The 17,964-nt window shown below is 42.1% G+C and carries 16 protein-coding genes, 2 tRNA genes and 1 pseudogene; 12 read left to right on the forward strand and 7 right to left on the reverse strand.

The genetic code is table 11. The features are described from left to right. Positions 1-134: 134 nt before the first annotated feature. Positions 135-896, reverse strand: coding sequence for a glycerophosphodiester phosphodiesterase family protein (locus tag ACXAFJ_RS05970; protein WP_475322103.1), 762 nt, complete (start codon positions 894-896; stop codon positions 135-137). A gap of 171 nt (positions 897-1,067) precedes the next feature. On the opposite strand from ACXAFJ_RS05970, the gene ACXAFJ_RS05975 reads away from it, so the two are divergent. The 5 genes from ACXAFJ_RS05975 (at position 1,068) to ACXAFJ_RS05995 (ending at position 6,476) form a co-directional block, all read left to right on the forward strand. After that, positions 1,068-2,024 (forward strand): lactate/malate family dehydrogenase, encoded by a 957-nt coding sequence (locus ACXAFJ_RS05975; protein ID WP_475322104.1) that lies wholly within the window; start codon positions 1,068-1,070, stop codon positions 2,022-2,024. A gap of 460 nt (positions 2,025-2,484) precedes the next feature. Then, positions 2,485-4,104, forward strand: coding sequence for an ATP-binding protein (locus tag ACXAFJ_RS05980; RefSeq protein WP_475322106.1), 1,620 nt, complete (start codon positions 2,485-2,487; stop codon positions 4,102-4,104). Between the two features lie 14 nt (positions 4,105-4,118). After that, the gene (locus ACXAFJ_RS05985) at positions 4,119-4,781 is read left to right on the forward strand and encodes a response regulator (RefSeq protein ID WP_475324069.1); all 663 of its coding nucleotides are present in this window, start codon (positions 4,119-4,121) and stop codon (positions 4,779-4,781) included. A 133-nt stretch (positions 4,782-4,914) separates the two neighbouring features. Next, a complete protein-coding gene (locus ACXAFJ_RS05990; RefSeq protein ID WP_475322107.1) occupies positions 4,915-5,724 on the forward strand; it encodes a hypothetical protein in 810 nt (269 codons plus the stop codon). 95 nt (positions 5,725-5,819) lie between these two features. Then, a complete protein-coding gene (locus ACXAFJ_RS05995; protein ID WP_475322109.1) occupies positions 5,820-6,476 on the forward strand; it encodes a DUF2726 domain-containing protein in 657 nt (218 codons plus the stop codon). Between the two features lie 5 nt (positions 6,477-6,481). Here ACXAFJ_RS05995 and ACXAFJ_RS06000 read toward each other — a convergent pair whose 3' ends face one another. Further along, complete coding sequence (locus ACXAFJ_RS06000) at positions 6,482-7,501, reverse strand: GGDEF domain-containing protein (protein ID WP_475322110.1); 1,020 nt, start codon at positions 7,499-7,501, stop codon at positions 6,482-6,484. Positions 7,502-7,840: 339 nt separating this feature from the next. On the opposite strand from ACXAFJ_RS06000, the gene ACXAFJ_RS06005 reads away from it, so the two are divergent. Both ACXAFJ_RS06005 and ACXAFJ_RS06010 read left to right on the forward strand, forming a co-directional pair. Then, positions 7,841-7,917: transfer RNA gene (locus ACXAFJ_RS06005), tRNA-Val, on the forward strand. 24 nt (positions 7,918-7,941) lie between these two features. Further along, positions 7,942-8,018: transfer RNA gene (locus ACXAFJ_RS06010), tRNA-Val, on the forward strand. A 206-nt stretch (positions 8,019-8,224) separates the two neighbouring features. On the opposite strand, the pseudogene ACXAFJ_RS06015 reads toward ACXAFJ_RS06010, so the two are convergent. Continuing rightward, positions 8,225-9,346 (reverse strand): annotated as a pseudogene (locus ACXAFJ_RS06015) (IS3 family transposase). A 334-nt stretch (positions 9,347-9,680) separates the two neighbouring features. Here ACXAFJ_RS06015 and ACXAFJ_RS06020 point away from each other — a divergent pair. From ACXAFJ_RS06020 to ACXAFJ_RS06030, 3 genes are read left to right on the forward strand one after another with little or no spacing between them, the layout of a single operon-like run. Beyond that, positions 9,681-11,000: a hypothetical protein gene (locus tag ACXAFJ_RS06020; RefSeq protein ID WP_475322111.1), complete on the forward strand. Its 1,320-nt coding sequence runs from the start codon at positions 9,681-9,683 to the stop codon at positions 10,998-11,000. Beyond that, on the forward strand, positions 10,997-11,356 hold the full coding sequence (locus ACXAFJ_RS06025) for a hypothetical protein (protein WP_475322113.1): 360 nt from the start codon (positions 10,997-10,999) through the stop codon (positions 11,354-11,356). The genes ACXAFJ_RS06020 and ACXAFJ_RS06025 overlap by 4 nt, the downstream gene beginning before the upstream one ends. Beyond that, the gene (locus ACXAFJ_RS06030) at positions 11,356-11,982 is read left to right on the forward strand and encodes a hypothetical protein (protein ID WP_475322114.1); all 627 of its coding nucleotides are present in this window, start codon (positions 11,356-11,358) and stop codon (positions 11,980-11,982) included. Before ACXAFJ_RS06025 ends, ACXAFJ_RS06030 begins: the two co-directional genes overlap by 1 nt. Positions 11,983-12,445: 463 nt before the next feature. Here the strand turns inward: ACXAFJ_RS06030 and ACXAFJ_RS06035 are convergent, their stop codons facing one another. Further along, entirely contained in the window at positions 12,446-13,450 is a 1,005-nt protein-coding gene (locus ACXAFJ_RS06035; RefSeq protein WP_475322116.1) for a DUF3080 family protein, read from the reverse strand. 124 nt (positions 13,451-13,574) lie between these two features. After that, entirely contained in the window at positions 13,575-14,942 is a 1,368-nt protein-coding gene (locus tag ACXAFJ_RS06040; RefSeq protein WP_475322117.1) for an MATE family efflux transporter, read from the reverse strand. 298 nt (positions 14,943-15,240) lie between these two features. Here ACXAFJ_RS06040 and ACXAFJ_RS06045 point away from each other — a divergent pair, with 298 nt between their 5' ends. Continuing rightward, a complete protein-coding gene (locus ACXAFJ_RS06045) occupies positions 15,241-15,858 on the forward strand; it encodes a riboflavin synthase subunit alpha (protein WP_475322118.1) in 618 nt (205 codons plus the stop codon). A gap of 6 nt (positions 15,859-15,864) precedes the next feature. On the opposite strand, the gene ACXAFJ_RS06050 is transcribed toward ACXAFJ_RS06045, so the two are convergent. Beyond that, positions 15,865-16,068 carry a CPXCG motif-containing cysteine-rich protein gene (locus ACXAFJ_RS06050; RefSeq protein ID WP_475322119.1) on the reverse strand — a complete coding sequence of 68 codons (204 nt, stop codon included), beginning with the start codon at positions 16,066-16,068 and terminating at the stop codon, positions 15,865-15,867. Positions 16,069-16,205: 137 nt separating this feature from the next. Beyond that, complete coding sequence (locus tag ACXAFJ_RS06055) at positions 16,206-17,072, reverse strand: fructosamine kinase family protein (RefSeq protein ID WP_475322121.1); 867 nt, start codon at positions 17,070-17,072, stop codon at positions 16,206-16,208. A gap of 410 nt (positions 17,073-17,482) precedes the next feature. On the opposite strand from ACXAFJ_RS06055, the gene ACXAFJ_RS06060 reads away from it, so the two are divergent. Then, a complete protein-coding gene (locus ACXAFJ_RS06060) occupies positions 17,483-17,827 on the forward strand; it encodes a DUF3802 family protein (RefSeq protein ID WP_475322122.1) in 345 nt (114 codons plus the stop codon). The last annotated feature ends 137 nt before the right edge of the window (positions 17,828-17,964 follow it).

Raw genomic sequence — 17,964 nt, forward strand, 5'->3', positions numbered from 1 at the left:
AGTCCAATATTGTTGAGGTATGCTGGTTACAGCCGCTCTATACGGTAATGTATATTATGAAGTTGAGCGATATGTCACAGATTGCATTTAATTAACGCTTAGTTCAAGTAAAGAAAACTCAGTGGCTTTGGAAACTACTTGAATCGTTCTGGATAATCAGAGAACACACCATCGACCTCTGATAACAAAGGGAAGTCCTTAGGTTGGTTGACAGTGTAACACCACACTTTAAGTCCTCGATTCTTAAGGTACCTAAGATCCGTTTCTGTCAGATTCCGATAATCTAGGTTACACCTTGAAACTGACAACTTGTCTACCCAGGCTTTTGTGTTGGAGCAGAACTTTTCAGATAACAGGGCTACCTCAAATGCTTTAGCCAAAGACGTGAACTTGGAAAGCACTAAATTTCGGATTTCGAACAGTAACTCGGCGTTAAAACTAGACAGAATTATTTCACCTGAAAAGGAAACCTGAGAAAGCGCTTGCAATACAAGCTCAGCGACTTCGCTCTCATTGTATTTTCTACATGAGTAAGCTTCATTGGGTAGCTTAAGTTCCAAATTGACAGACAAACCCAAACGGCCAGTCAATTCCAATAACTCCTTCAAGGTTAAAATGCGCTGAGGTTCCTCCTGCTGATATTCCGGTTTCTCGAACCACGATCCAAAGTCAAGTTGCTTAATCTCTGCGAGAGAGAGGGACTCAACCGCCCCGTGGTGATCACTGCATCTATCCACGGTAAAGTCGTGAATCACCACGAGTGAACCATCCTTAGTGGGTTGAACATCGACTTCAACCCATTTCAAACCCAGGTTAGCCGCGGCTTCAATACTGACTTTAGTGTTCTCAGGATAATGTCCGGCAACACCTCGATGACCTATGATTATGGGTTTCATCTACTGACTCTTGATTTGATTCATTTCAACAGCTTACGACAATCGCACACGAATTCAATATTGGATACGTAGCTCAATAGTTAGCTTAATGTTTTGAAAGTTCGCCTTGGCGAGATAGATGTCTAAATTTCTGTTAAAATTCAGTTCATAATGTCGCAATGGAAAGGTTTTATGAAAATTGGTGTTATAGGTGCGGGTTCAGTTGGTGTTGGAGTTTGTCACTATTTAATTAACTTAGGCAGTGTTAGTGAACTGGTACTGTTAGATAGAGATTTGGCGCGAGCTGAAGGTGAGGTATTTGACTTTAGACATACTTCCGCACTGACGTTTAGCAAAAATACACATTTGGTGCCAACAGACAATTACCAAGATCTAAGTGATGCGAATATCGTCGTTATTACTGCTGGCGCCCAGATAAAACAGGGCCAAACTCGTAATGATTTGGCGGAAATTAATAGTAAAATATGTGTCGACATTGCCACGCAAATAGAACAAGTCGCGCCCAACGCGATTCTTATTGTCGTGACTAACCCCTGTGACATTGTCACGCACTTTATCGTTAGTAATACTGGTTTTCCAAGACATCGCGTCATTAGCAGTGGTTGTGTTATCGATACGGCTCGTCTAATGACTATTGTGGCAAATAGAGTCAACCTAGATCCCAAAAACATCTTTGGCTACGTACTAGGCGAGCATGGTAGTCACTGCTTCACGCCAAAAAGTTTGATTAGTATTGCGGCGCAACCCGCCGATTTTTACTGTGATACTCACAACATCGAACGCATTGATGCGGACCAGTTGTTGGAAGAAGTAAAACAAGCTGGTTATGAAATATTTCGTCGCAAGCAAAATACCACTCATGGAATCGCTGCAAGCGTTTTCCGAATTGTACAAGCGATAGTCGTTGATGAGCGGTCGGTACTGCCTGTGGGCGTGTATTTGGATGGCGACTATCAACTCGATAACTGTGTGTTGAGTCTACCTTGTGTAGTCGGTAAAAATGGAATTGAGCAGGTACTGCATCATCCATTTACGGAATCTGAAATAAGCCAGCTGCAATATATTGCCAAAGCTTTGTCAGACAATATTGATCAGGTAGCGCTCAAAACAGGCTTAGAGTCTAAGTAACCGGTTATCACTTTATACCCAAGTAACTTCAAGATGCAGTATTCAGAGCTACATATTCTGGTTCAGTTCAAGGAATAGAACGCAGCGAAATGACGAGTCCTTTCCAAGTTCTTTGACGAAGAAATGAGACAGAATATGAGCTCCCAAGGGCGAGTTTAACTAGTCTTCATACTACGTTATTGATTCTTGATGTAGAGCGACTAGATCTGCAAATCAATGCCTTGTCTGAAGAGTAGTTAATTCTCGCTGAACCTCGCATCTTGAGGTCACTTGGGTATAACCATTCGATATCGCAGAGATTCGTCGACATCGAATGGTTATTTGTTTTAAACCTTTCATTCCTTCTTCTGTCCGCCTCGTCTCGTTCACAGTTTTTCTGTATATCGTTCGCGACTGTCTATCATAAATGATAGGTTTCTCTGCCGCTAAGAAATTGCCGCTATAACACAAAGGTGCAAGGATGCGTTGGCAGCAAATAGGTTTCAGAAAAAGACTTCTTATCATCATGACACTAACGGGTTTAGTAGAACTCTTGGTGTTGGTTGCTGCGGGATTCCTGTATCTAAAATCTTCTCAAGAACAAGAAGTCGGAGAAAAAGCCCTAGGTGTGGCTACCTTTTTGGCACAGTCTCCTGATGTCGTTACGTTGATCGAAGAAAATCAGCCGTCTCAGGATCAGCAAGCAAAATACCGAGAGCTGACCAAACAAATTGGCGCTGCGTTTATCGTGATAGGAGATAAAACAGGTGTTCGTCTAGTTCATCCGGTTGATGAAAGAATTGGTTTACCAATGCGCGGCGGCGATAACACCAGAGCGCTGGTGGATGGGGAAGCTTACATTTCCTATGCCGAAGGCTCGCTAGGGTATTCGGTGCGAGGTAAAACGGCGGTCTTTAATCAAAACGGTGACATTATCGGAGTGGTTTCTGTTGGTTACTTGTTAGCGCGACTTCAAGATCGCGTAGAGCCATTTTTGTTTTACCTCTTGTTCATGACCATAGCGGTTGTATCTGTCAATGCAGTCATTTCGAGTTACGTTTCTCGCCGTTTTCAACGAGCAATTTTAGGTTTCGAACCCGAAGAAATTGGTCGCTTGTATGGTGAGCTAGATGTCACCATGAGTACCTTGAAAGAGGGTATACTTAGTATTGATGATCAAGCGAGGATCCGTTCTATAAACACCAGCGCTTGTCAAATACTGGGTTTGTCGAGACAAGGTGTGATCAACCAACCGCTCAAACAAGTTCTACCAGACAGTGATTTAGATTCAGTGTTGATCAGTGCCAAAACAGACCACGATATTAACCTCTACTTAAATGGCCACAAGCTTATTGCCAACCGCAGTCCAATCATTGTCGACGGTGCAGTGATAGGTGCGGTATCAAGTTTTCGTTTGCGAGATGAGATTAATGAACTGACTGAGCAGTTGGCCCAAACAAAAGCTTACGCAGATATGTTGCGCTCACAAACTCATGAACACAGAAACAAACTGAGTACCATTAGCGGTATGATCTCCATGGGTGAACTCGAATCCGTTCAACGTATCATCGGCCAAGAGACAGAACACTACCAACAGTTGATTGCATCTTTACGAGAAACGATTAAAGAGCCACTGGTCGCAGGTTTGTTGCTGGGTAAAACCGAACGAGCTCGAGAACTGGGTCTGACTTTGGTCATAGAAACGGGCTCCCGCTTGTTGCCGCTACCTCAATGGTTAGATGCGCAAGACCTGGTCACGATTTTAGGCAATCTGGTAGACAATGCTTATGACGCTGTTTTAGAACTGAGGCAGCGAGGTACTGCGTTAACTTCAGCTAATAAGTCGATAGAAGTCTCGATCAGCGACTATGGCAATGAGGTGATCTTAGAAGTCAGTGACTGCGGTTGCGGGTTGCCTGAAGAACTGAGTGGGAAAGACTTGGTCAAAATGGGGGTTACAAGCAAGCAAAATGATACTCGTGGTGTGGGTCTGTATTTAGTTAATCGATTAATTGAACGTTATTCTGGCCATCTGGAAATCATCGCCAACGCGCCATCTGGAACAAGGATGACCGTATATCTACCCAAGGAAATGGTATAGCAGTGAATAAAGTCATGATTATTGAGGATGACCTCAATATTGCAGAGCTCCATCGACAATTCTTTCAACAAAAACCGCAATTCGAGGTGGTCGGCATTGCCACGTCGTGCCAAGAAGCGGAAATGCAGCTAAACGTATTAGAGCCAGATTTAGTGCTGCTCGATGTTTTTCTGCCAGATGGTTCGGGATTAGATCTACTCAATACAATTCGGCTAAATCACCAAAATTTGGACGTAATTCTGATTACCGCTGCCCGCGATGTTGAGACATTACAAACAGCGATTCGCGGCGGGGTAGTTGACTATCTACTTAAGCCAGTTGTGTTTTCGCGTTTGGATGCCGCCTTGGACAAATATCTGATGATGTCACGTCAACTTGACCACATTAAGGAGTTTGATCAGAAGCTGGTGGATAAAGTGATATCAGGTCCCGCGGTTGAAACGTCGACAACCAGATCGCTTCCCAAAGGCATTGATTCGGTGACATTAGATAAAGTTGGTCAAATTTTTGATGAGCGCAAACAAGTGACCGCTGATGAAGCAGGGGAGTTGATTGGTGCCAGCCGAACAACGGCGAGACGCTATCTCGAATATCTAATTTCCACAGGTGAACTTGAGGCTGACTTACATTACGGATCCGTTGGTCGTCCTGAGCGCTGTTATAAAAAGCGCAAATAGTCAGCTTGATAGCCAATTATTGATAAATTGCACACTATACTGATTATATGAAGTTCTGATTGAAGTGCGAATAATGACGCGGCGGTTATTGAAGTTAAGGTTATTGAAGCTAAGGTTTTTGAAAATAGAGTCATTGAAAATAGTCTTACTTTTGACCATTGTTTTGTTGCTTGGTCTCCATATCCTAAAAGCCAACGCAGAAGAAACTATCGTTCTTAAACTTCCTACGCTGCGTGAGGGGCAACATGAGTATTACCACGATCTGTTGAAGCAATCATTAGAGGCGATTGGCTACCAAGTTCAAATTATTGAGCTTGATGAACATATTCCTCAATTGAGAACCTCAAAAATGGTCATGAACGGTCAACTCAGTTTGACTTGGTTGATTTCTACTTCCGAGCGCGATCAAACCTATTTGCCCGTTGATGTCTATTTGACGGATGGGTTAATCGGGAAACGGATTCTACTTATTCCCCCTTTACTTCAATCTGAATTTGATCAAATCAGTAATCTTCACGATCTTCGAGCGTCAGGTATGAATGCGGCTTTGGGCAAAAGTTGGTTCGATGTTGACGTTTGGCGGCATAATCGTCTTAGCTACCGTACTCAAGATGGCGAATGGCGCAATATCTACAGCAAATTAAATGTGTTAGGGCCGATGCACTATTTCCCCCGCGGCATGAACGAAGTGCTTTATGAGTCAGAGTTCAATTCCCACTTGGCTATCGAAACGAATCTTATACTTGCGTATCCGAGGGACTTTAAGTTTTACCTTGCGCCAGAGAATCGTGAGCTAAAACAAATCTTAGAAAAAGCGCTACTAAATGCTCAGAAGACAGGGCTTATGAAAGCATTGATTAGTAAGCATTGGCGCTCAACCTTTGATGCATTAGACATCGAGAACCGCAAAACCTTATACCTCTTGGATCCGAGTTCTTATTAGTCGCTTTGGCTTCAGGTCAATGAAATGCAAACTAAACTTGCTTAAACGAAATAAATGCAAATAATCAAGGTACGCACAGTCGTTAATTGTTGATTATGGAAAGCATTTTTTTAATTGTTGTTATTTTGGTGGTTTTCTTCGCATTCGCGCAAAAGAAGCTAGCGAAACCGGAAGTTCTTGCTGACAGTGAGTATCACCTGAAGAAGTCGGTTATGAGCGCCGCAGAAATTGCTTTTCTTAATGCCCTAGAAGAGGCGGTAGGCAAACACGGTAAAGTTCTCTGTAAAGTGAATATGGCAAATGTACTGTCACCCTCGGCAACAAACAAAAAACAATGGTTTATTGCAAATTCCCGAATAAACAAAAGCTTTTTTGATTTTGTTATCTGTGATCCAAGAACTATGCTGCCGCGAGTGGTGATTGAATTTGACAACGGAAAACCACTAGATAAAGGAAAAGCTGAGCGAGAGAAGCTGGTTATGCATGTGTGCAAATCGGCGAGTTTGCCTCTGATAGGCACGTCGATTAAACACAGTTATCAAGTAGGACGACTACGCCGTTTGCTAGCAGCGCACATTGATCTGATTGAACCAGATAAGGAAGTTCGATTTTGCAAAAAGTGTGGCGCGCCAATGAATATTAAAGTGGCAACTCAAGGTGAGCACAAAGGAAGACGTTTCTTCACCTGTGTAAGGCAACCAACATGTGATTACACGGAAAACTACAATGTGGTGTTTGAAGATTCGGAATGATGTCTCTAAGCCGGTTCGCTAACCATCACTTGGTTTCTACCATTTTGCTTCGCTTTGTAAAGCTCGACGTCAGCACGCTTTAACACGTCTTCCAAACTTCTAAAATGGTCACATTGATAAACACCAATACTGGATGTGATATTAATTGGTGTCTGATGGTTATTAAATTCGTACTGTTCAATTGAAGCCCGTAGAAGCTCGGCTTGTGTTTTCGCTTTGTCCAAGGAAGTGTTGTGTAGTGCAACACAAAACTCCTCACCACCAATTCGATATACCAAATGTTCGTCGCAAAGTGAGTCTATTAAACCAGCCGCTTGAACTAGGACCTTGTCGCCAACGTCATGACCGTGCTTGTCGTTCACCTGTTTGAAGTAGTCCAAATCGAGTATAAGCAAAGACAATGGAACCTTTTCACTTTCCTGGCGGTAACGGGTGAAATTATGGATAAGTGCGTGTCGGTTGTAGACTCCAGTGAGTGCGTCTCTGGAGGCCAATTGTCCAAGCGAGGTTTCAGAGACCATTCGCTTGTCTTCAAAAATATGGACTGCAACCCAAACACAAACAAAGCAAAGCGCGATGTTCATAAACAAGCTTGTATTTGTTACTTGCAAGAATTCAACGGTTTTGGGAAAGATGATGAAGCATTGCACAGCAATTGCGACTGACGTAGCTAACAATCCTTCCCGCTTTCCTAATAACAAGTAGAAGAAAGCTGGGAACAAAAATGCCCAGATGAAATTGGCTTGCCAAACCGGTTGAACATAGCTTTCAACACTCACAACCACAAGGAATGCACTGGCATAGAGCCTGACTTGGTTTGAGCCATGACGATTGGTTTTTGCCTTAAAGAAGATCCACGCAGACAGAGTCGAGAAAAGAAGTTGGCAGATACCTAAAGGCGTTAACTGAGAAATGAATAAATTGTAAATGCCGAGCAAGCCAGATATGACGCCCAGTAAGATACTAAGGCGAACCAAAACCATGCGACGCAGGTATCTTGATGGATTGAACAGATCAAGATTCATAACTCGGTTTGGTATGCTCCACATTGAATACTGATGCAATACTAATACTTTCGTCTTAGTCGTCAATCATTAAATCGACGAAGCGTTAAATATGATAGAAAAGTAACATTTTTTGTAAGTCTATTGTTAACATGCGATTTAAGTTATCAAGCCTGATTGATACTAGAAAACGACACTGGAGAGCAATGTTATTTGGTTTTAATCAGGATGGCCTAAACGATATCACTGGTAAGTTTTTGATCTATTTGTTTACAGGGTGAGCAAACAAACCAAAATTCGGAATTCAGGGCTTGCGTCGTCGGTCATCTATCGCTAATATCCTTTGCGTCCTCAGGGAATGCGTCCGTAGCTCAGTTGGTTAGAGCACCACCTTGACATGGTGGGGGTCGGTAGTTCGAGTCTACTCGGACGCACCATCGAGGGTTGAATAAAAATACAATGCGTCTGTAGCTCAGCTGGTTAGAGTATCGCCTTGACATGGCGGGGGTCGGTGGTTCGAGTCCACTCAGACGCACCAAATTTTACAATAAAGCCCGCTATATGCGGGCTTTATTGTATCTGAGTATTGAGACTTAATTACTCTATTCTTTCCATAACATTTGACGTCTCGCTGCAATAGGGCGGGTATCTTCCCCTTAACCACGAATAGAAATTTGCCATTGTCGAATGGTTAAACACAACATATTCGTTGGTAATTCTTGAGTAAAATAATGGGAATATACATTACTGATCTATGTATATAACTGATCTGCTCCAGCCAGACTGGACACCTCGTTTATCAATATTTAGCTGTTCAAACATTACTGGGCTCAGATACCCAAAAGCGATGTGCTTTCTTGTCCGATTATAATCAACCTCAAGGTACTCAAAGATCACATGGCGCATCTCATCTATGGCCGTGAACGGTACATATTGGATTACTTCTACTTTCAGTGAATGGAGAAAGCTCTCAGCACACATATTATCCCAGCAGTTTCCTTTCGTGCACTTACTTTGCTGTAGATCATAAGCAGTGATTAGGTCTAGATAGTCTTTAGAGCAACAATGCCTACATCGATCACTACAAACACTAACCGACTCAAAGGACCCTCGACGAAACAGAGATTTAGTTAATGTATCGTAGACCAGAGGTTTAGTCATCCTTGTATATATTGACCAACTAATTACTAGTCTTCAGTAAAGAACAATGATGACAGCCAATTTCATCCAACTTTCCCTTGTGGCGAGATACGTGATATCACCCGCCATTTTTAAATCGGTGCCGTTTCATTAAAGTGGCGAGCTGGTAAGTTCGAAGCGATAGGCATCTTTTGCTTTTGTTCTTTTGTAAACATAAAGTTGCGTGCCGCTGGCGTCAAACCCGTCCGTTTCATACTGGCTGCGATGGTTTTAACATTATGGCTATCACCATCCTCAGCCAGTGCTTTCTCGATGCGCCTTCCTTTAATGTTGCCTAAAGCATTTTTGACCTTTGTATCAAGCTCTTGGCGAGTTGTCTCGCGTTGGATAGTATTGTGGTGATACTTCATCCAGTAATAAATCCACTTTGAGAAACACTAAACACCTTAGTCATGCGGATAACACTAAAGCAAAGCAGATGTTCGAGCATAAATTCATGGCAACCTACTTTAGATTTTTCGCGAAGTAGGTGGCGGTCTTTCTTAAAATTTCTAGCTCTACGGCTAGCAATTGCTCTCGTTAACTAGTAGCGGTTTCTTTCTTCGAATTTTTCAACCACTAGTAGATTTGGGAATCAAACTAAGAAAGCTGCCTAGTCGTCGCAGCTACTCCGACTTTCTTTGCTAACTTTAGGGCTTCTACTTGAAATTCAGGGGAATGTTTAATCCAGTTTGCTTAGTTACCATTGTTCTCCTCTTTAGTGAATGTATTAATTAACTTAGTATCCCAAACTGCTGGGGCAGATCTGCTCAGCTGTATACATTAATTAAATTAACGGTCGCCATGCCACGAGTCTACGCGACCCGTACTGGGAGATACTGTGTTAGGTTCTCACCCACTTTGAATATTTCCCCTTCCTTCTTCTCAAACCTAAAGCCATGAATTTAATCTATATTTATGGTAACATTCCTAGTCTGCGTTCAGATATTGGCTATTGTAAAAAATGAGAAAAAAGATATATCCCAAAGAGGTGATACGAAAAGCTCGTCTCAGGAAGCATTTGAAAAATAGCATTAGTGCTGATAAAAGGCGGCGTAGAAAAGTTCGTGACCTAGAAGCTCGGAGAGAGGAAGCAAACATTGATGTTGCACAACTTTATTTTAAAGATGCAGATTTTTGCAACGAACTAATCGATAATCCCAAATTCATCAAATCGAAAAAAAAGTTTACAGAATACAAACTAAAACTACCTTCCACTTTTGATATATTTACAACACCTGAAGTGGCACTCCGAAAAGCTTACGAGCTTAGGGAAGCGTTGCTGATTCCAGAGTTAAAGACAGTTAAAGTTGACCACTACAAGGTATCTAGAACTAGTTTAGGTAGTGAAGCGTTACTTGGTATTCTTGCAAGTGAAATAGTAAGCTATAGGATTAAAGAACATTCAGATGAAGAAGGTGCTAAGTTTAGTTTTCTAGGAAAACCTCCCAAAAGTTCTGGCGCTTCTCAACTAGTTGACACGATCGGTTTGGTCAGGGAGCTAAATGATCCAGTTTTTGAGGATGCCGAGGAACATGAACATATAGATAACCTCCATTTTTTTAGAGCTGATAATCGATATTTTGAATCTGTAAGTATTAAAGAAGATAAAAAGCGGAAAGTTGCTGAAAGCTGTGTAGAGCACCTTGAAAAGTGCTTAGGCAGCCATATGTTAATAATCAAGGACGAGGCTAAGGACAGACTTGCTGCTTGCTTGGGAGAAGTTCTAGACAATGCCAATGAGCATTGTGCACGAACTAAGTCTGTATGGTATGTTAGAAGCTATTTCAATGATAAAGATGATTGCTCGCTAGAGCTTATGGTATTAAACATAGGCAACTCTATTGCACAAAATTTTGAAGCGTTGCCAGAAGATAGCAATATAAAAGAAGTGGCGAAAAATTATGTGGAACGACATGCCGATACTCATGACAGTCGTGCTTTGTTTACTGTCGCTGCTTTGCAAGGGAATGTCAGTTCGAAAAGAGACAGTGACCCAACAAGAGGCCAAGGTTCGGTAACTCTTATCGAGACGTTTGAATCAATATATACTGACTACTGTGATTTAAGGAGAAATGGAGATACATCAGATTGTGCTGAAATGAATCTGATTTCTGGAGATACTGTGGTCAGTTTCAATGGCACTCACCATTCGTTAGTTAAAGATAACGAAGATGGAAGCGAGAGCTTCGAAATGGCATTTAATTCCGAACAAAGTTTGCAGAGACCGCCAGATAAATCTAGTGTTTACACTATGAGAAACGTTTTTTTACCGGGCTTAATGATTAATATTCGCATCCCACTTACTGGGAGCACTATACCGCTTGAGGACGCAGTATGATGGCAGAACTTGAAGTAAAACCTGCTGTAGGTGAGTTCTTTAAGGTTGATTTCACAACAACTCAATTTAGTGGGATCACCCTATTCACTGGACGAAAAAATGGAAAAAAAGCAAAACCTTACTTTAATATTAAGAAAGCTGAAGGGTTTACTTTTGTTGCTAATTCAAATCAAGTAATTACAAGTTCTTATTTTTTGGGGCTAGTTGGCGAAGAGCTGTTAGAAATACTCGAATCAGTGGGAGATATAAATGCGTTGTTGGAAAGGGTTGATACGAGTAGCCTTAATGAAACGAGTAAGAACGAATGTGTAAGAGCTATTAAGAGAGGGCTTAGGTCAGAGGGTATTACCCTGTAATGAAAGCTGTAGTTGTTTTGTTTCTGGTTTTTGCCTTTGTCTATGCACTTCTTGGAAGTTCCTATTTATTTGCGAATGAGGCAAAAGATGAACAAGTGACAAAAATTATTGTAGGTAATGTGCCTGAGATTCAGTTACCGGATTTTAAAGTTAAATTAGATATAGACAAATTGAAACAACCTAACTCAATAGGGGCAACAGAAATTTTGTCTGGTTTAGCTTTGTTAGTTTCGCTTGGTACATTGCTTTACCAAGCGTTTCAGTTCAATCAGCAAAAAAAATTGTCAATTAAAGAAACGTTTTGGATGCGAGAAGTATTGATACCTCGTTTTCTAAAACGTTTCTTAGATTTTATTGAAGAAGCCCCTGATTTCTATCAAACTTCCGATGGTATGACAGATTTTTATCAAAGCTACGCGATCCACGAGATGAACAAATTGAAGGATGCTTCGGAATTACTAAATGTAGGGAAAAATGGGTTGGGTAATAAAGTATCGGAATTACTTATAGATTTCGATGATGATGTAGGACAAGTAGACTCTACTTCAGAACTTACAGCGCTTTTGAACGACTTAGCGGCTAAAGTTGTGAGGGAGATTCGCACAGCACAAGAAAAAATATCATGACTCTGAGTGTTGATACTCACTACTAACCGGCAATCTTTTCAAGAATTAAAACCTCGCCTAGTCAGCGGGGTTTTGTCGTTTTAGCGTTTCTGAATTCTTTAAGATTCCTTTTTGGGTATTTTCTATGGGGCAATATGGCGGTAGGACCTGCAGCGCCGCACATGCTGCTTATGAAAGCCACCAAACCAAAATTATCGTTACCGTCATTTCTGCACTAATTGTAGCTATATAATATGGGTCGACACTACGGTAAGCAGTAATCAAGTGTCACTGGCAACCGTGCAAACCTAGAAGCTCAGCCTTAGAGTAGATATTCAAGAACCCACACAATGTAATAACAATTTCAAGCGTCACTAAAAAATCGAAATGCGCGAACTAACGTTCGAGTCCACTCAGACGCACCATATTTAGAAAAGCCTGCTTTTAAGTAGGCTTTTTGCTGTTTACGGGTTGACGATTTTGTTCAGCCACATCTCTTTCTTAGCTCTTGCCAGTAAAGAACATGTTGTCGTGATGCTTGCTGAAGGCGAGAGTACGCGTTATCAAATCCGATCGAATACTCAGGATGCAGGCTGTCAACAGTTTTTAATGTTGGCGCCAATTGATAATATAAACCGCTTACTTTTGCCATATACGGCTGAAGTTGATCGATATAGTAGACTTGAAAAGCATTTTTCAAGCGATTGTATCGTGTTGGATCGCGCCCTGGTCCACAGGTAACAAGGGCATCATACTCTCGTAACTGTTGTTCCGCCTGATTGAGCGCACTGCTGAGTTGAACTAATGTGTAGATTAGCTTCCCTAGTAATGGACGTTTTTCCAAGGTTTCTTGATGTTCTATCAGTTGCGAGACTTCGGCTTCCAGCACTTTCTCGAGTGCCTGGTTGACTAGCGCTGCATTTTCGAAATCTGACTCTGTAAGCCATTGAGTATGTGCAAATTGTTGTCGCATACTTTCACTGGCGAACAAAAGATTGGCGTGGTGGCTTGCTAATTGAATTTTCTTGATTTCAACAATATCAGAAAGCTGTGTGTACAAATCTTGATCTAAACTATTTTCGGTCTGGGAAAGGCACGATGACGCGGTGGTTAAGAATTGAGTCTGATAGGCAAAATTTCGAAATTCGTCTTGCACCTTGCCCAATACCGAGTTTTTCTCTGCAATCAGGTTAAATAAACCACACTCTCTAAGCTCGTAGCTTTCTAAAAGCCCAATTCGCAACTCTTCAATTTCAATTTTCAGTTCACGTTTGTCAGGGAGCGACCAAGTGGGCGGTTCCCATACTAGAAGGGGACTTTCTTGGCTACCTGCGATACGTTCTAGGTAAGTTACCGCAAGTTTTTGTTGATTGTCACCTCCACAGGCAACTAAGAGCGTGATTAAAAATAGAGAGAACGCACCTCTAACCACCTTGTTTGAAAAACTGGTCTCGAATTTAGTCAATATAAACGGCTTGTTTGGGCTCATTGTTACTTGTTGGACTTATGAAAGGCATAACTTTTGTTACGTAATAAGAGGGTAATTGAAAGCAAACGGTTTGGCTATTATCAAAAATGGCACCCTAAGGTGCCATTTCTTTACCACGCGATGTCTATTTTTCGGCAAATACGAGTACAGCCTCGTCCGATTGTTTGAACATCCATAACAGTCGTTGGCCGAGTAATATCGCGGCGGTCGTCAAGCCGAGGATAAATCCAATCCAGAAGCCGTGTGCACCCATCGGTTCACCTAACCAATCAGTTAAACCAAACACGTATCCGACCGGTAAACCTACGCCCCAATACGACACTAAGGTACGCCAGAAGATGGCATTCATATCTTTGTAACCGCGTAAAACACCTGCGGCGATAACTTGTATCGCATCGGTGACTTGATAAACCGCCGCAAAAAAGATCAATGACAAAGCGATATCGATTACCACAAGGTCATCGGTATATATTTTGGCAATTTGCAGTTTGAATATCAGTGAAAGTGCTGCTGTCACAAAGGAGATTGCCACCCCAGTATACAAGGCGACCTTTGCTGCAACGGTCGCGCCATAAGGGCTTTTCTCACCCAATAAATGGCCGACTCTAATGCTAGCTGCCGCACCTATGCTCATAGGTATCATAAATACCATTGACGAGAAGTTGAGAACAACTTGGTGTGCGGCGACTGTGTCCGCTCCTAATGGCGCGATGAGCAGCGATACAACCGTAAACAAAGATACTTCGAAAAAGATGGCAGATGCTACCGGAACGCCGAGCTTGATTAAACGCCAAATCTCTTTGATTTCTGGAGCAAAGAGCTCGCGAAACAAAGCAATGTGTTTTAGTCTAGGGGTGATGAGTACATAGCCGACCAGCAATAATGCCATTACCCAATAGACAATTACCGTAGCAACACCACAGCCAACTCCGCCGAGCGCAGGAGCGCCAAATTTTCCATACACGAAAATCCAGTTGAGAGGGATGTTCAGTGCCAGGCCAATAAAGCCAATTACCATAACCGGTTTAGTCAGCGACATACCATCGGTATAGCTTCTAAAGGCTTGGAAGATCAAAAATGCTGGCGCAGCAAAAACCATCGCATCGATATAGCCGACAGTAATATTCGCCAAATCCAAATCGACATTTTGAAAGTCCATTATCAACCGAGTTTGCTTCAATACTATGATGGTTGGAATGGTAAGTGCCAACGCCAAATAAATGGATTGCTGTACTTCAAACGCGACTTTGTGGCCTTTTCCACTGCCATTGAGTTGCGCGATAATCGGCACCATGGCCATTAAAATTCCCATGCCAAACAATATGGTTGGAAACCAAATACTCGCTGCTACTGCCACTGCAGCCATATCGGTTGAGCTGACACCGCCAGCCATGACGGTATCGACAAATCCCATGCCCATTTGCGCAATTGACGCCAAAAGAACCGGGGATGCCAGTGCAATGAGATTGTTAATCTCTTTTTTATAGATCATGTCAGGTACTCCAAGAAAAACCCTGAGGAAACATCGATTGACTTATGGTTGAGAATGACTAGGTCCGAATAGGAGAGGATGAGGCAGTTCGAACGCGCAAAGTGTAATCTAAGACAAAACGTCAATCGCGACGCAATAGTATACGAATACAGTTACATTCCCAAACAAAATTTAAGAACAAAATAGCGAGTGTGGTGAACCATTAAGTGGTTCTCTCCATACAATTGGCACGTTGTAGAATTAACTCAATGGGTTATAGTGGCGCAGACTCCAATAGCTCTCAAAGACAGGTGATTTAATGTTCACAGGAATTGTTCAAGGAACAGCGGAAGTTGTAGAGATACATTCAAAAGCCGATTTTCAAACTCATGTCCTACTTTTACCAGAAACGCTTAGTCAAAACATTTCCACCGGGGCATCGATTGCTCATAACGGATGTTGTTTGACTGTGACCAAACAAGAGGGCGATCGGGTTTGGTTTGATCTGATGAAAGAAACCCTAAGACTCACCAATTTGGGAGAGATAGAGGTAGGAGATAAGGTCAATATCGAACGCGCTGCTAAGTTTGGTGATGAGATTGGTGGGCACAGCATGTCTGGTCATATCTCGACTGTAGCGAAAATCACTGACGTAGAGAAATCAGAAAACAATACAACGATCTGGTTTGAGCTGGACCAAGAACACCTCAAATATGTATTAGCGAAAGGCTACATCGGCCTAGATGGATGTTCGCTGACAATAGGTCAGGTTGAGGGCAACCGATTTAATGTACATTTGATTCCGGAGACGCTAACTCGAACTCTCTTTGGAACGCGCCGAATCGGTGACAAGATAAATGTCGAATTTGATCCGCAGACTCAAGCTATTGTCGATACCACAGAGCGCATCTTAGCGGCCAAAGGTTATACGGATTAAACACATCTAGAAAATTTGTTCGTCGTCTGCATCTACCTCAAGGTGCAGACGATCTTGCAAGTCATCGACCATTAACCTCAAATGAATGGGGTTACAACACGCGGAACAATCGTGGTAGAACTCCTGATCTCCGTTTGAACCATCGAGTGCTAAGGCATTGCTGAATCCGCAGTGTGGGCAGTTGACTCGGCGTTCAGTAAATTTCTTCATAATCCAAACTCCCTGAAGAACTCATTTTTACCTGTAAGTCGGTATAAGTTTAGCGCGAATAATTGGATTTGAAGGGTAGTATACCCAAATGACATCTAGATACAGGATTCACAGCACCTTGAGGTTATTTGGGTATATTAGAACTCTTGGATTTTTTCAACTAGTTGCTCGACTTCACCTAGGTAGTGGCCGCCAAACTGGTTGTAGTGGTTCATCAAATGGTACAGATTGTAAATATCTTTTCGCTGTTGGTAGCCAAAATCCAAAGGTAAAACGCTTTCATAACCTTGATAGAACTCAGGCTGGAAGCCTTCAAACAACTCCGTCATTGCTATGTCACATTCACGGTCGCCCCAATAGCTTGCCGGGTCGTAACAAATTGGTCCAAATGGGCTGCTGGCTACATTACCATGCCATAAGTCACCGTGTAACAAACTGGGTTTGGGATGATGTCCAATAAGCAAATATTTAATATGTTCCACAAAGTCGTGAATGTTAGTCAGTTCTGTTCCTTTTTCTCTTAACAGCTGTAACTGCCAACCAATACGTTGTTCAGCGAAGAAAATGTGCCATTTTTTTTGCCATTTATTTGGCTGAAGCGTGCTTCCAATAAAGTTATCGAAATCGTATCCGTACTCTGCTTGCTCACCAAATTGATGAAGTTCCGCTAACTGTTGGCCAAATTTGTAGCTTCCTTTGGCATCATCAAGCGGCTTGGTTGGCAAGTAATTCAGAATAAGGAACGCTTTGTCTTTGGTTTGCCCGTTCATGACGTATTCAGGCACTCTAACCGTGTTTGTGTTTCTGAGTTGCTGAATCATTTTCGATTCTATTTCGAATTTGGTTCCAAAACTACGCTCGTTAGTCTTCACAAAATACCGCTGAAAACCATCAGTGATCATATAGCAATCGCTGATATCGCCTCCGCTGAGTAACTCTTTTTCATCGATCTCAAAGTTAAACATCAACTCTTCAGACAATTGTTTTGCAATGGCTTGCCACATTTGTTGGTCCGCTGTATTTTGACAATATCCAAAGTGTAGGACATTAAATCGGATTCTCCACTATTGGTTCTTTTGGTTATCAATGAGTTGGACTTAAACTGGGTTATATACCTCAGCTATTTTAAAGCGCTGAGTTTGGCGTTTTACTTTCTAGCTCTGTTCAATGTTAAGGACGGCTGGTCACTTGCGAAGACTATAAGGGCGTTAACCTGCTGTGTTGAATGACCACCAAGTTTCTCGAATGATGATCTCAAGAAGAGCTGATAGAACAAAAAATGAAACGTTTTTGTACGAATAGCAGAATTCATGAACACTCAAACTAATGATTATTGTGTAAAACTCACCAGATGTCTTAGTATTATATAAGCAGCGAATTAGCTTGCGCTTTCAGTTGGAAATGGAGACATAGTGTGGTCGTAGAAACCGACGGTTACTTAGCGTTGATAGAACATTTGGCATTTAACCTGGACGTATTCAATAAAGAAGACGGGGATACAGGGCAAGAGAGTGTCGAAGATGTTGTGACCGATATGATTGCTAGCAACATTATGGCTATTTTTGAACAAAACCCAGAATTGCATTCAAGTGTGCGTTTTAAACTTCTTAAAGAAGCAGACTCGGTTGCTGAAGACCTGGGCGAGGTTTTGGCTGGCGTTTGGAATAAGCCTGCAACTAACGAGCAGATTAACTTTCTCGATGAATACATCGCGTTGGTCAAAAACTTATTTGATACGGCCGTTGCAAAGTACGACTAGTCGCGAAACGTCAATTCTGGTGAGGGGAATGTACCTAGGTTTCTTCTCACTTCTTCTCGCAGTTAAAGTCCGTTTATCTGACACTGAATTGTAATAAACCTGACCTACACTCATCGCATAAACTTTAGGATGAGTGT

The organism is Vibrio sp. ABH4_348, from assembly GCF_056159765.1.

Bases quoted from the DNA above. Each gene is read 5' to 3' on its own strand.
- ACXAFJ_RS05970 (WP_475322103.1), bottom strand. From the start codon at position 896: ATGAAACCCATAATCATAGGTCATCGAGGTGTTGCCGGACATTATCCT.
- ACXAFJ_RS05975 (WP_475322104.1), top strand. From the start codon at position 1,068: ATGAAAATTGGTGTTATAGGTGCGGGTTCAGTTGGTGTTGGAGTTTGT.
- ACXAFJ_RS05980 (WP_475322106.1), top strand. From the start codon at position 2,485: ATGCGTTGGCAGCAAATAGGTTTCAGAAAAAGACTTCTTATCATCATG.
- ACXAFJ_RS05985 (WP_475324069.1), top strand. From the start codon at position 4,119: ATGATTATTGAGGATGACCTCAATATTGCAGAGCTCCATCGACAATTC.
- ACXAFJ_RS05995 (WP_475322109.1), top strand. From the start codon at position 5,820: ATGGAAAGCATTTTTTTAATTGTTGTTATTTTGGTGGTTTTCTTCGCA.
- ACXAFJ_RS06000 (WP_475322110.1), bottom strand. From the start codon at position 7,501: ATGAATCTTGATCTGTTCAATCCATCAAGATACCTGCGTCGCATGGTT.
- ACXAFJ_RS06025 (WP_475322113.1), top strand. From the start codon at position 10,997: ATGATGGCAGAACTTGAAGTAAAACCTGCTGTAGGTGAGTTCTTTAAG.
- ACXAFJ_RS06030 (WP_475322114.1), top strand. From the start codon at position 11,356: ATGAAAGCTGTAGTTGTTTTGTTTCTGGTTTTTGCCTTTGTCTATGCA.
- ACXAFJ_RS06035 (WP_475322116.1), bottom strand. From the start codon at position 13,450: ATGAGCCCAAACAAGCCGTTTATATTGACTAAATTCGAGACCAGTTTT.
- ACXAFJ_RS06040 (WP_475322117.1), bottom strand. From the start codon at position 14,942: ATGATCTATAAAAAAGAGATTAACAATCTCATTGCACTGGCATCCCCG.
- ACXAFJ_RS06045 (WP_475322118.1), top strand. From the start codon at position 15,241: ATGTTCACAGGAATTGTTCAAGGAACAGCGGAAGTTGTAGAGATACAT.
- ACXAFJ_RS06050 (WP_475322119.1), bottom strand. From the start codon at position 16,068: ATGAAGAAATTTACTGAACGCCGAGTCAACTGCCCACACTGCGGATTC.
- ACXAFJ_RS06055 (WP_475322121.1), bottom strand. From the start codon at position 17,072: ATGTGGCAAGCCATTGCAAAACAATTGTCTGAAGAGTTGATGTTTAAC.